Origin of the sequence: Pedobacter sp. ok626 (assembly GCF_900100435.1) — a bacterium.
Taxonomy (GTDB): domain Bacteria; phylum Bacteroidota; class Bacteroidia; order Sphingobacteriales; family Sphingobacteriaceae; genus Pedobacter.
In genome coordinates this window covers 134829-148125 of record NZ_FNEX01000010.1, presented here as the reverse complement: position 1 = coordinate 148125, position 13297 = coordinate 134829, and the positions used below count along the sequence as shown (strand labels likewise).

The following is a 13297-nucleotide window of genomic DNA, read 5'->3' as shown; positions in this document are numbered from 1 at the left end:
AATGTATTAGTGAAGGTCCAAAAACAACAGAAATGCTGTAAATAATGCATTGCTAAGCCCTTTTTTAAGTATAGAAGCTTTTAACAATTCAATTGCTTTTGTTTTGTGCGCGCTTACTGTTTTAGGGGAAATACCAAGCTCAGCTGCAATTTCATCTGGTTTTTTATGTTCAAAGTAGATGAGTTTAAATACTTCCCTGCATTTATCAGGTAGCAATTCAATTTCTCCGGCCAGCATTTCTACCACTTCAGATTCAATGATCTTACTCAAAACACTTTCTTCACTTTGTTCTGATTGTTTGTAATAGAGTTCCTGTGCAGCGGTTTTGGTTTTTATCTTTTTCAGGTAGTCCAAACAGGCGTTGCGACAACTGATATAGAGGAATGCCTTTATATTTTGAAGAGAAGTTACCTGGGAATGGTCCCCATTCCACAGCTTCACGAAACAGGCAGAAACGATATCTTCTGCTTCTTCTTCGTCCTGAATCAGGCGGCTAGCAAAATATCGGAGCGATTTATGGTGCAGGTTAAAAAAATATGATAAAGCCTGATCATCGCCTCTTTTAAATGCGTCAATCCAATCCTGTTCATCATTTTTCAGCTTCATCTAAAAATTTTACGCCGTAAATCTTCTGCTTCCAATATTATGAAATAATTCTGATTTCGCCTAGTTTGCTTGGATGGGATTTAAATGTAAAAAGCCTTTGATTTCTCAAAGGCTTCTCTCCACTCAAAATCGTTAGTATTATTTTTTTTATTTTCGTATTAGTTAGTGTTGTTCTTTATGAATGCTACAAGAGCCTCTACGGGCATAACGATACTTGAAGTGCGGCTCCGTCTGGCAATGTTAATTCCATAAAACTTACCTGCACTGTCAAAAACCGGACTTCCGCATTCGTCTGCCTTGATTGCAGCATCATGTATCAGAACATTTTTGAAGCCATCAGATCGGGCACTCCGTCCACCAGGGAATTCGAAAGATACATGTCGAACAGTCGGTTGTCCTTCCAGGCATATGTTAAACTGCATTGGGCCACCCTCCCTGATCACATCCAGAGAAATCGAATCACCCGCCATATACTTAGCAAATTCATTGTCGTAATCTGCAGCTGTATTCACTAGAACTCCGTTAATTTTAATCACCTGATCTTTTGTCTTCAGCAACGAGGCCACGGAGCTATTCTTGCCAATTCTGACTAGTGTTATTTTACCATCCTCATAAGCAGCTCCTGCACCCAGATATCCCCTACTCGTGTTCAAAGGCATATCGACATAAGTAGCACTCAAAACCCCAACTTTAATTGACTCTTTCGCTAATGCAGAAATCAGTATCTTACCGAGGTTCGTTTCCTTGAGCTCTGGATTTGTAGTGTCAGATTTTAGCCTGATGCCACCGTCCAATTTTTCAGCTGCTTTTAACAAAACCAGGTCCTTGTCCTGGTCTCTCTTCAAAATTTGAACAGGAACGATACTATTGCCCATTTTAACTATCGGATTGTTTCCAACCATGGAACTTTTACTGATGATATAGTTTGCACCACTAAAATCAATCACAGTACCCAGAATATATAACTGCTGTGTTCCCAGTGCACTGGTCAGTGCTACCACACTCTTGTGATGTTCAGCTGAAATTCCGGCAACCTCTTCCAGCGCTGGGACAGTTTCCATAGATATGGAAGACGCTGGAGCCGGCAAATCATCCACTGCAGGAAACTCCTTATAATCTTTCGGGGTATTTAGCGCTGTCCAGTACTTTAGAAAATGATCAGCCGGAACATCATAATTCTGTTCTTCTTTCTCCTTGATCCAGCTATGTACACCCACCACACGGCCAAGCTCATCAAATAAAGGTCCACCAGAATCACCTGGCTCCATCTTAGCTGAAGATTCTATAAAGCCGTCGCTTAAGTCTATGTCTGATATTCTCCCATATCGTACATTGGGCATTTGCTTGAAAAATGCCCCGGGATAAGAAATGCTGATTACGGGTTGGTTTATCCTAAGCTCCTTTGCTGGTGCCATCAATGCGAATGGCCATTTTCCCGGTTTAATGATTTTTACCATTGCCATATCGAAATCCATGCCCTTATCCTGGATACCGATGCGCCCCAGCCCCACCGCAATGTGCCTGCTCCCGTCTGGAAATCTAATCTGGTAAACCTGGTTGGGCATAGCAGCATGAGAAGCCGTTAAGATATGTCCGGCTTCAGATACCAGCACCCCGGTAAAACCACTTTCTTCCGCTATACCATCCTGAACCGCATTTTTAAGGGTATCATATTCGATCATATAGACGCTGGTTGCCATCGCTTTTTCCACACAATTGGCAATCAGCGTTTCTATATGTTTAACTTCAGGATTACTTTGACTATAACCACTGGTACAGAAAAGACAAAACAGACTGAGTATACCCAGTTTAAAGCATAATACAACTAATATTTTTTTCATCTGATTTATGTCTTCTATTTCTGCAAGTGTTACCGGCCGCCGCTGATCAGCTTTTTGCCAATTAATGAATTACGGGAGGCCGGACTGAGTTTCTCCATTGCACGTTTCATTTCCTCATCTGATAACTCCATGCGCAGGAACTTATAAATGACATAAGCATTGATATCAGAATTAGGGTTTTCCGCAAGCCAGGTTTTCGCCAGCTCGATCTTTTTAGCACTTACTAAGGGATATGTGGCACCTGAGCGTTTAACAAACGCGGTATCACTAAATAATCCATCATAAGAACCAGTTTTCATCGCCAGCATGATCACCGTGTCATTCTCACGTTTTTGACGAGCCAAAATGGGATCGTTCCGCTGAATATCATCAAACTTAAGCCAATCCTTCATATAGGGTTCATCGCCGGATAGCGCAGCATTTTTCAGCTTACCACGTTCTCCTTTCAGGGTTACATTCCCTGCATCCAGATACAGGATCCGATTTTCAGGCTTTTTCCCGATCAAACCTACCCTCAATACGTACAAGCCTGCACCAGGCAATTTGCAGTCAAACGAAAAGGCATTGCTCTGCACTGTAGCTGTATCGTGGAATTTTTTTTTCATCATATCTGACAGGATCACCTTAGTATCTGCCGTTAATCCAGATAGCTCGCCTTCAAATTTTAAGTTCTGAGCATGACCAGCCAGGGCTACCGACATAGTGAATGCTAAAAAAAAGTATTTCATTGTTTTTGAAATTAAATTGAATCTTATTTGCTTCCGTATTTTTTGATGATGCCCTGAAGCATGGCCTCACTCAGTTCAAAGCCATTTCCGCTGTAGCGAACAATTCCGGCCGGATCAACCAAGACCATGTGCGGAATACCTACAACCTTGTAGTCTTCATTCCAGGCTTTCGCTTTTTGCATCATGCTGTAGAACTCCACAGGAGCACCTGCTTCGAAGGAATAGACTTCCCCTGGGTCCTCATCTGTAGTTGCCGCAATAAAAACAACCTGATCTTTGTACTTATGATGCAGCTCGTTAATGTGTGGGAAACCTGCGATACAAGGCTTACAGGAAGGACCCCAAAAATCAAGAGCAACGAATTTACCTTTCATGTCGGGCACCTCAGAAAGCCATTCCTCTACTTTCAGGACAGGAGCTTTCATACCAGCTACCAATTTTCCATTGTCCTGTGGAACTTTAGCTGTGGCGGGTCGTTTTTTTGCAGTCGGCTTTTGTTTGGTTTGTCCATATGCGTATCCTGTTGCCAGCATCGCGGCCAGGGTTACCATTACTTTTATATTCATTCGCTTAAATATTTAGTGTTATTGAATTAATGCTCAAAAATTGAAGCTCATTTAACAGGTATACTGAAGAATACTTCTGAAGGGGGAAGACATTGTTTGTCATTACAAACCATGAATCTGACTGATCCTTTTACGGTGGCCTGTTTACCTTTTAGTTTCAGCTTCTGTTGAAAAACGGCAGTAGATTCGAAGTAACTGACTTCCATCATGAATACAGGTTCAAACTTCTTTATCGGTTGTGGCTCTATGGTTCTGCCCAGCAGATCATAGCGCTTCGATGCCGGAAAGAAAAAAGATGTGGCCACGGGACCACCTTCCCCTACCTTTTGAGAATAGAGGTGCCAGCCCTTTTCCAGACTTGCTTTCATGTATATGGTCGCTTCTGTGGCACTTGTTTTTTTCGCTGCATAACTCCAGGTAATCGGTTTAAGGATCTGACTGTAGCCGCTCATGGCTGACAGCAAAATAATGGCAAGAAATATTAAAATCCGTTTCATCACCATCTAATTAGCTTCTTGCCAGTTCTATCATTTGAGAAAGTTCTTCCGCAGCAGCTTCAGCTTTTCCTTCAAACCCCTCGATGTTAAAGCGAATTCTGCCATGCCCATCGATAATAAATTTTGCGGGAATTCCCTTTACTTTAAATGAGTCCGCAGCCGGACTTCTTTTGGTCGACTGATTTACCAGATCCATGTATAAATCAAATTTATAGTCGCGCTTGCTTAAAAAGTTTTTAGCATCGGTCAAGGGGTCAGGCACATTGTCCCAGGTGTGAATAAAAAGAAATTTTACATTCGGATCTTTCGCATATCGGTTTGCTGCCATTTGCATCGCGGGGAATGAAGCCACACAAGGACCACACCAGGTAGCCCAAAAATCCAGTACAATCGTTTTACCTTTAAAATCTGCCAGAGAGACTTTTTTTCCATTCACATCCGTTACTGAGAAATCTGGTGCAGCTTCGTTAACTATCAATTTTGAGACTCGCGTTTTGATCTTCTCCACAAACGCATTTTGCAAGCTGACGATGTAGGTATCAACATCCTTACCCGGATTTAATTTTGCATATCCTTTTCTCACCTGTTCAATATATTTATGCTCATGCTTCCCTTCTTTTACCGCGTTGGCTAGAACAGGTAATGCTTCCTCATATTTACCATTCAGGCTGGACAAAAAGGCATAGTTTTCGATCAGCTCAGCATCTCGGTTTTGAATGCTGTTGAAAGCTTCAGTAGTGTATTTATAGGCCTCGTCATTCTTGCCCGCTTTGAAAAGCATCTTGCCGTAAATATTGATAAAGTCGTTATAGGCGGCTTTAGGATCTGCTTTCAAAGACTTACTTAAAGCGGTCTGACCTTTCATTTTTTTTGCATTCGCTAACTCTTTGGTGGCAAGTTCCAAAGCTGGTGTATTATCAATCGCTGCCATCAATTCGATAGCCATTACCAGCGCTCTCAACCTGAATACAGGATCCTCCATAGCGTTCACATATTGAAGCACTTTAGCAGAATTCGGTTCTTCAGCATACAGGCTGGAAAGCATACTTTTTTCCATGTCCAAATTTACTTTGGGATAAGCTTTAATCATCGACTGGAGATGCGCTTCCATATTTTCAGTTCCTTTCAGTTTCAGAAATGAAACCATTCTTTGCATTCTCGCCTGATTACTCTCAGGAAACTTTTTAAGTAAACTTTTGGTCGCCGCATCTTTTTTAGTAGCATCCTTACTATAATACTGAATAAGTAAATCCAGATCCTCCGCACTGCCATTCTCCATTCCTTTAATCTTCTGTTGAAGTACAGTTTGATTCTTTTCGTTACGTAACGCTTCCAGTTTGGGGTTTCCTTCTGGCTCTTGTGCCATCATGCTTAGCGTGCTCAGCATGAAGATCGTTAGAAATATATGTTTCATTTGTTTAAACTTAAATGTGTCTTTTACTATTTTGATTTTGTAAATGCCTTGCCTGATGCGCGGTCTTTGATAATTTCCACCATAGCTTTTAATTTATAGTATTCCCTATCGGTAGAACCGGCGTAACCAATAGCATAAAATCTTATATTGCCCATCGGGTCAAATACAATTTTAGTTGGCGTTGCCTGAATATCGTAAGCTTTATTTGGCTCATCACTTAACACATCCAGGGTAATCCCCTTTTTAGCAATGAAACTTTTAACCGTTTTTTGCGCTTCGAACAGGTTAATTACAAAAAGCTGGAAAGGTTCATTTTTATATTCTGTTACCACTTTCTCAAATCCGGCGAATGCCGCAACGCAAGGCGTGCAGCCAGTTGACCAAAAATCAACGACCAGGATCTTTCCATTATAATCAGCGAAGTTTACCATTTTGCCATTTAAATCGGGCAGTGAAACGTTCTTAGCACGTTGCTCACCATTCAGGACTTTTAACTTACCTGCCGGTCCGTCAACTTCTCCACTAATCGGTGCAGAAACATCGGAAATAAAAGATTTTTCTACTTCCTTGTAGTATTTTTTATAAGCTTCTTCCTGCAGGCCTGCGATAAATTTGTCAGCATCTTTATCACTTCCATGAACTTCTTTATAAACCGCTCTAAGCGTAGCGATTAGTCTGGGATTGGAATCCGCATCTCTCACCGCTTTTGTAAGTGTATCAAGTGCCTTCTGGTATTCACCAGCAGCAGCCAAAACAATTCCGTACCGGTTCAGGTAGTTTGATTTTGAGTCTTTGAAATATTTACCTTCTCTCATCCCTTTGACCTTTGAAGACTGCGCTATATTTTTCTTCGCGACAGCAATGTTTCCTAACTTGGCATTGGCCATAGCGTTGACCTCAAGCAGTACCTGCATCCGATCATTTTCTATATCCTCAGCTTTACCTTTTGCCAGCATATCCAAAGCTTCCCCTGAAACCTGTTCAACGATCTTCAGATGCTTATTATCCTCTACAAGATATTCCAGTGCATAGGTTAGATCAAGGAGGTTTGGAAAGCTGAACTTGGGTTCGTTCTTAGTGTAATACTTGTATCGTTCCAGATTGCCTTTCGCCAGCCACGCGACGGCCAGGGGAACGCGAAACTGGTCGTATTGACCAGTTTTTAATTGATCCTCAGGCTTTTCCTCAAGCATGTCATTAAAATACTTTTCTTTATCTTCAACTTTAACAATGAGGTTAAAATCATTGAAGTTGAATTTTCCCGGCGCCGCTTTCTGCGCCCAGGCAGAACTGGAAATCAACAGCAGTAAAATCAGTTTTTTCATGCGTATATAGTTTGATTTTCTTCTTTTATTTAATCAATTCAGCAAGTCGATCATGAAGGTCTTTCCCTCTCAAGTCTTTACCAACAATCTTTCCATTGGGATCAACCAGTACGTTGGCTGGGATCGATGAAATGTTGTAAGCTTTTGTGACTTCGCTCCTGGACGCTTTAAAGTCACAGACCTGCTTCCATGGAAGTTTATCCTCAGCAATTGCTTTCAGCCAGAGGTCTTTTTTTTCATCTAAGGAGATTCCAAGAATCTTGAAATTTTTATCCTTAAACTTTTCGTAGGCGGCCAGTACATTCGGGTTTTCCGCACGGCAAGGCACGCACCAGCTTGCCCAGAAATCTACCAGTACATATCCGCCTCTGTAAGAGGCCAGCGATATGGGCTTCCCTTCGGTGTCATTCAATGTAAAATCAGGAGCAGTTACATTACCGGAAACGGCAAGCTTTGCCTGATCTAATTTTGGTTTCCAGGCTAAAACTTTTTCTGACTGCTGCATTCTTTTGCTCAATGCATTGTACATCGGTTCAACCAATTTTGGTTGTATGGAGCTCTGCGTAAACAGATCCATCAAATCAACGCTCACATAACTATCCGGATAGCGTTTTACCATATCCGAGACCAATACTTCGAAAAACTCCATTCCCGCAGCAGGTTCTTTTTGTGCTTTACTCCGGTTTGCAGCCTCATTGCTATAAAATTCCCATGCCTTCTGCTCTTTACCGCCACCAGCGTAAGCAGCGATGCCTGCGGTATCAAATGTGATGTCAATCTTTCCATCTAAATAAAACAAGGCCACATTTTTCATTCCCTGGTTCTCGTTTGATTGATTTCTGCGGCCCGTCTCAGCTGCCGGACGGGGAACAATCAGATTCAATTCAGCCATCTGAGGTCTCCTTATTGTTCCTTTAAACTCAAATTTCCCATTAACGATCTTTGCAGTATCGGCTTTATATTCCCCACCTTTATCATCCGGTGGATAGGACATTACAGCAGCTGTCGCTGTATTTGTTTTCGGAATTCTCCCGGTGATGCTGTACTTCGCTTGCGCATTTACTAACGTAGGAAGTACCACAGCAACTGCTATTGCAATTAATTTATTCATAACTATCAGCTATTTAAGCGAATTGCGGCCGGAGCAGCAATTCGCTTATTGTGGATTATTTTTATTTATGGATTCTCTTCTAAGCCATTGCTCTCGTTAAGCATACGTTCACCAAATTTCAAGGCAAACCTTTCTGGTTTCAATTGGTAGGTAGATACTTCCTTTCCTTCCGAATCATATATTTCGTGTGTATAATCCACATGATCTTTATAAATTGGATCTTGAGAAAGGCGACGCATATCTAACCAACGTAGACCTGTGATAGCAAATTCACGAATGCGCTCATCTAAAATAAAACGAACCAAAGCCTGTTGATTAGAAGCAATGTTCGACGGAACCTGCGCTGCTGCACCCGAAATTCTTTTTTCACGCAAGAGCTGTACATCTGCTACCGCTCCTGATAAATCATTAGCACGGGCTTTACATTCAGCGCGCATCAAATACATATCTGGCAATGACGGTCCTACATCAATTCCTGTAAAAAAACCCGATGTTCTCCGTCTCATTCCATTAGGGTGAATTGTACTTGAAAAAATTTCGAAAGGTGTATATAAACTCAACCTTCTGTCCGTAGGATCATATAACTTGGCCGTTTCAGGACTGAAAACAAATACATCCACAGCCTGGAACTGGAACCAGCCCGCGGTAATATTGTAAATAACTTCAGTATTGTCGGCAGCAAGGGGCTCATTATCGAGGCCAAAGCCCCCATCAGGAAACCACGACCCCGGAGCATCCTGGTTATCGGGATCAAGCACAACTGAATAATCGTATAACTCCACTGGTATAACGGCCTTGGGACGTTCCAGAAAGGCCGCGTCTATGTGGGATTTCGCTGCCGGATAGTTATTCATACTCATATATACCCTTGCTAGATAAAATTCAGCTACCAGTTTAGAGATTTTGCGACGATGTGTAATAATTCCCAGATCAGGCAAGGCATCCGTTAAATCCTTAATCACCAAATCATAACCCTGTTGTAAAGTTTCACGTTTAAAATCCCTTTGTGTTACATCTGCTATAGTAAGATTTGGTATCCCTAAATCCGTACCAGCAGTAGCCGCATTATAAGGCTTAGTAAAATCAGATAGAAACATAAAATTACAGATTGCCCTGCCCGCTTTTGCTTCAGCTAATAGTGCGAGTTTTTCCACTTGTGTTCCTCCCTCGGATTCCATTACTTCATTGATTACCTTATTAAAAAGGTAAAGCTTACGCATATAACTTCTTTCATCCGTAATCTCATCCGGTAATTGGTCTGTATCATAAACACGGTCTTCATACCGAAACAGGCGCTGCATTCTTCTCTGAATCAAGCTGTTCATCGCGTTAAAATAAGGCTGTAATGCTGACATTTCATCCCCTCTATACACACTTGCGTTAAAAGAGGTTGCAAGATAATTGGCATTCAATATTTTTTCATAGTCTGCAGTAGTAATCGCAATTGTCTGGCCTTTAGGTACGACTTCCAAAAATTCCTTTTTACAGGAAATATGTGACAACAGTGCTACCAAGAGTACTGATCCTAAAATATATTTTTTAAATATTTTCATATCCGTCAGTTTTATTAATAATTAAAAGGTAATATGGGCACCCAGACTAACTGTTCCTTGTGCATTACGGGTAGATCCTATAAATTCAGGATCCATACCCTGATCGTTTGCGGTCCATAACAACAGATTATTTACTTGAAATCTAAAAGAAATGGACTGTGCATTTATTTTGCTTACCACAAGCGCTGGAAGACTATACGAGAGTGTAATATCCCTTAACTTAGCGTAAGCACCATTCATCATAAATCGTTGAGAGTTGATATAATAACTCAAATCACGGGCTCCAGCAAGTTCTCCTGAAGGAACATATCTCGGAATGTCAGTTACATTTTCGTCACCTGTCGTTTTCCAACGATCTAGAAACCCTAATTGCAGACTATTCTGTCCGATAATTTGTTCATTGGTGGTTGGATTAAGGTTACTTCTCATTACATGACCCCCATTGTAAATAATACTGGCGCTTAATCCGAAAGATTTGTACTGAAAGCTATTCTGTAATCCGCCAGACCAGACAAGCTGTGTAGTTCCCTTATACAGAATATCTTCTGGCATAGCAACATTGAGCTCTGCAGAAACACTTCCATCTGCGCGCCTTACTTGTGGGTCTCCAACCGAATTTAAACCTCCGTAATTATATACAAAACTGGTATACAATGGATATCCTACGAGTCTGTCAACCCCAACTAATCCATCGCCTGTAGTAGGTGGATTTTCCCGTAGCAAGGTCAGTTTGTTTTTGTTGTAGCTAAATGTGAAACCACTGCTCCAGGTAAAATTTCTGGCGACGATATTAGTAGACGTTAAGCCAATATCAATCCCTTTATTATCTAAATTTCCATAATTACCAACAACATTATCGTAACCAGTAAATGGTGAAGTAGAGAGTGCACCTATTAAATCTTCAGTTTTTCTAATATAGCCGTCGATGGATCCACTTAGTCTACCGCTAAGTATTTCAAAATCTATACCTCCGTTGTATACCCGTGTACTTTCCCATGATAGCTTGGTGTTTGCAGGGGATTGCAATATAAATCCTGCTCCGGTAACGTAGTTAGGATTATTTTCTGCCGCCAAAATATCATATGAAGCTGCAGTTCCAGCAAATGGTGCATTACCGGTGATGCCATAGGTTAAACGAACATCTAATCTGCTTAACCAATTTAGCTGTTGCATAAATTCTTCACCGCCAAGTGCCCATTTACCTCCGATGCTGTATACAGGTCTATTTTGTGCGGATTTATCCCGTCCAAATAAATTACTTTCATCGATCCTCCATGTAGCATTTAAGGTGTATTTCCTATCAAACGTATAACCCAGGTTAGCATAATAAGAAGTAGTTCTGGCGATACGGCCTTCAGAACCACCAACGTTATTGCCGGAAAGTATAGCTAAACCCGACACTGCCCCAGAAATTCCCGCAGCCAATCTGGCCAAGTCTACTGGTCTGGAAGTTTGAAGTTGATCATCCCATCCATAATACGTACCGCTAGTGGTTACCGGTGTGCTACTTGTTGCCTGCTGGCCAGCCATTACGGATAATTGGTGCTTATTCCAGTCGAGGCTATAGATTAACTGATTTCGTAGTGTCCATTCCTTTGATGAACTTGAATTTACGTTTAGCCTGCCGCCAATAGCAGGAATATTATACACAGGAATAACCGTTGGATTTGCCGCTCTTGTAAATTGCATTACCTGAGTTCTCATTCCATAGTGGTTCTGATCCCGAATTTGTCTGGAACTCATATTACCGAGATTGTAACCGTAAGTACCCTGAAAATCAAGACCTTTTAATATATTTAATTTAACTCCGCCCACTAACCTGGCATACAACTCATTAGACGTACTGTATGCGCGTTCTCTTTCCAGAACAGGATTATAGGTTAAATCAATCCTGCTTTTTTCCTGGTAAATAGTTCTAAGCGAATCAGAAAGCACTAATGTACCGTTCGGAGCAGGTATACCACCTAAATAATTGATGTTTAAGGGATTGCCATTAGTATCTTTAAACATTTGATAAGGAACGATGTCACGATCCGCGTCATAGGTGTTTTGTTCTCTTCTTACGACATTAGTCAGATCCGCGTTCACTGAAACTGTTAACCTCTTACCCAACACAAAATTGTTATTCAGGTTGATTTTATATTGATTGTTCTCTGTCCCTGGTGTATTATTTTGGGTACCTATATGATTTAATGAGCCGTAAAAGGTATGAGCCTTTCCGCCGCCCGAAATAGAAACTGTTTGGTTTAAGGTAGCTGCATCCCTAACAAAAAGATCAGCTATCTGTTTTGTATTAGAAAGATTCGATAAACTATCTAACTTAAAGTCTGCTTGAACCTGGCTAATCTTATTTCTCGCACGATCATATTGAATTTGCAGATGCGGCAGGGTACCATAGTTTTGCGTTATCGCATTATAATTATCATTATATGCTAAATATTGTGGAAACAATTCCCTGTTGAGTGCAATAAACTGTTGAGAATTTAATCTCGGCACATAATCAAGGTCCGGGCGCCCCTGGAACGCGTAATATCCATCATAATCAATCTTCAATTTATCGCTGGCTTTGCCCTTTTTGCTGATAATTACGATAACACCGTTCGCAGCTTTAGCCCCCCAGATGGAGGCAGAGGTAGCATCTTTAAGAACAGTAATATCCTCTATATCCTGCATATTCAACTGAGAAATATCCCCGTTAAATTCGATCCCATCAATGACAATTAAAGGTGCAGTTGAGGTAAGAGGATCAGTACACGGGGTAAGGATAGGAATAGAGCTTTGCCCGCGAACCAATAAACCTGCTCTACCGCCCTCTAGTCGTTCAGGGCTTGTGGTATTAAATGCCTGCGGATTGAATACCAACCCTGGAACTAATCCCTCAAGCCGTTGAAGAACGTTTGGGGTACTCGTTCTGTTCATCATTACTTTCAAATCTGGTTTTGCAAAAGATCCGGCAGCACGTTCCCTGGAGATCTGCTGGTATCCTGTATTGAAAGTTATCTCTACCTCCTCCAGCTTGTCAGTTGAAATCTGCATTTGTATGATACCAAGGTCCCTGCGGGCCGCACGCTCTATCGGCTGATATCCAACGTAAGCAATTAGTATTTTAGCATTGTCATTCACGTTTTGAAGATAAAACTCACCCCTTTCATTGGTGGTTGTCCTGTTATTGGAATCGTCGACAAACACTGAAGCGCCAGGAAGCGGCTTTCCACGCTCATCAATGACCTTTCCCCTGACATCTATCCGTTCAAATGCAGATTTGATCTTATCCATCAGCGTAGGTTCGCTTTGTTTTTTAATCGTGACAATCTTACCTTCAATCGTGTAGCTCAGCGATGATCCGGCAAGGACCTTTTTCAGCACTTCATGAATGTCAGCGTTCGTTACACTTACATCAACCAGCTTATTTTTTGGTATGATTTTTCCATCATAAAAAAAATCATAACTACTTTGCGTCCTGATTTCTTTTAAAAGGGATTCTAACGAAGCATTTTTACGGTTAATCGTGATCTGCTGGCCGAATGTCGAGGCACTGACCTGCAAGATGGATGCTATTAATATTACGGTGGTTAATCGCATAATCAGCATGAGTTTAAACAAGGAAGACGGACCTGTCCCCCGGTATCTGTTATAATTTTTATACATTTGTTTAG

The 13297-nt window shown here is 41.3% G+C and carries 10 protein-coding genes; all 10 read right to left on the bottom strand.

The annotated features are described in order from the left end of the window. Positions 1-6: 6 nt before the first annotated feature. Positions 7-606, bottom strand: coding sequence for an RNA polymerase sigma-70 factor (locus BLS35_RS15265; protein WP_090782533.1), 600 nt, complete (start codon positions 604-606; stop codon positions 7-9). Between the two features lie 158 nt (positions 607-764). Next, on the bottom strand, positions 765-2447 hold the full coding sequence (locus BLS35_RS15260; protein ID WP_090782531.1) for a trypsin-like peptidase domain-containing protein: 1683 nt from the start codon (positions 2445-2447) through the stop codon (positions 765-767). A gap of 29 nt (positions 2448-2476) precedes the next feature. Then, positions 2477-3175 carry a DUF4369 domain-containing protein gene (locus BLS35_RS15255; RefSeq protein WP_090782529.1) on the bottom strand — a complete coding sequence of 233 codons (699 nt, stop codon included), beginning with the start codon at positions 3173-3175 and terminating at the stop codon, positions 2477-2479. Between the two features lie 23 nt (positions 3176-3198). Continuing rightward, positions 3199-3741, bottom strand: coding sequence for a TlpA family protein disulfide reductase (locus tag BLS35_RS15250; RefSeq protein WP_090782528.1), 543 nt, complete (start codon positions 3739-3741; stop codon positions 3199-3201). A 47-nt stretch (positions 3742-3788) separates the two neighbouring features. Then, positions 3789-4238, bottom strand: coding sequence for a protein-disulfide reductase DsbD domain-containing protein (locus BLS35_RS15245; protein WP_175459605.1), 450 nt, complete (start codon positions 4236-4238; stop codon positions 3789-3791). A gap of 10 nt (positions 4239-4248) precedes the next feature. Continuing rightward, a complete protein-coding gene (locus BLS35_RS15240; protein ID WP_090782524.1) occupies positions 4249-5652 on the bottom strand; it encodes a TlpA disulfide reductase family protein in 1404 nt (467 codons plus the stop codon). Between the two features lie 26 nt (positions 5653-5678). Further along, entirely contained in the window at positions 5679-6977 is a 1299-nt protein-coding gene (locus tag BLS35_RS15235; protein WP_090782522.1) for a TlpA disulfide reductase family protein, read from the bottom strand. A gap of 25 nt (positions 6978-7002) precedes the next feature. Further along, a complete protein-coding gene (locus BLS35_RS15230; protein ID WP_090782520.1) occupies positions 7003-8088 on the bottom strand; it encodes a TlpA disulfide reductase family protein in 1086 nt (361 codons plus the stop codon). A gap of 65 nt (positions 8089-8153) precedes the next feature. After that, a complete protein-coding gene (locus BLS35_RS15225) occupies positions 8154-9641 on the bottom strand; it encodes a RagB/SusD family nutrient uptake outer membrane protein (protein WP_090782518.1) in 1488 nt (495 codons plus the stop codon). Positions 9642-9662: 21 nt separating this feature from the next. Continuing rightward, complete coding sequence (locus tag BLS35_RS15220) at positions 9663-13289, bottom strand: SusC/RagA family TonB-linked outer membrane protein (RefSeq protein WP_090782516.1); 3627 nt, start codon at positions 13287-13289, stop codon at positions 9663-9665. Between the last annotated feature and the right edge of the window lie 8 nt (positions 13290-13297).

Bases quoted from the DNA above. Each gene is read 5' to 3' on its own strand.
- BLS35_RS15265 (WP_090782533.1), bottom strand. From the start codon at position 606: ATGAAGCTGAAAAATGATGAACAGGATTGGATTGACGCATTTAAAAGA.
- BLS35_RS15260 (WP_090782531.1), bottom strand. From the start codon at position 2,447: ATGAAAAAAATATTAGTTGTATTATGCTTTAAACTGGGTATACTCAGT.
- BLS35_RS15255 (WP_090782529.1), bottom strand. From the start codon at position 3,175: ATGAAATACTTTTTTTTAGCATTCACTATGTCGGTAGCCCTGGCTGGT.
- BLS35_RS15250 (WP_090782528.1), bottom strand. From the start codon at position 3,741: ATGAATATAAAAGTAATGGTAACCCTGGCCGCGATGCTGGCAACAGGA.
- BLS35_RS15245 (WP_175459605.1), bottom strand. From the start codon at position 4,238: ATGAAACGGATTTTAATATTTCTTGCCATTATTTTGCTGTCAGCCATG.
- BLS35_RS15240 (WP_090782524.1), bottom strand. From the start codon at position 5,652: ATGAAACATATATTTCTAACGATCTTCATGCTGAGCACGCTAAGCATG.
- BLS35_RS15235 (WP_090782522.1), bottom strand. From the start codon at position 6,977: ATGAAAAAACTGATTTTACTGCTGTTGATTTCCAGTTCTGCCTGGGCG.
- BLS35_RS15230 (WP_090782520.1), bottom strand. From the start codon at position 8,088: ATGAATAAATTAATTGCAATAGCAGTTGCTGTGGTACTTCCTACGTTA.
- BLS35_RS15225 (WP_090782518.1), bottom strand. From the start codon at position 9,641: ATGAAAATATTTAAAAAATATATTTTAGGATCAGTACTCTTGGTAGCA.
- BLS35_RS15220 (WP_090782516.1), bottom strand. From the start codon at position 13,289: ATGTATAAAAATTATAACAGATACCGGGGGACAGGTCCGTCTTCCTTG.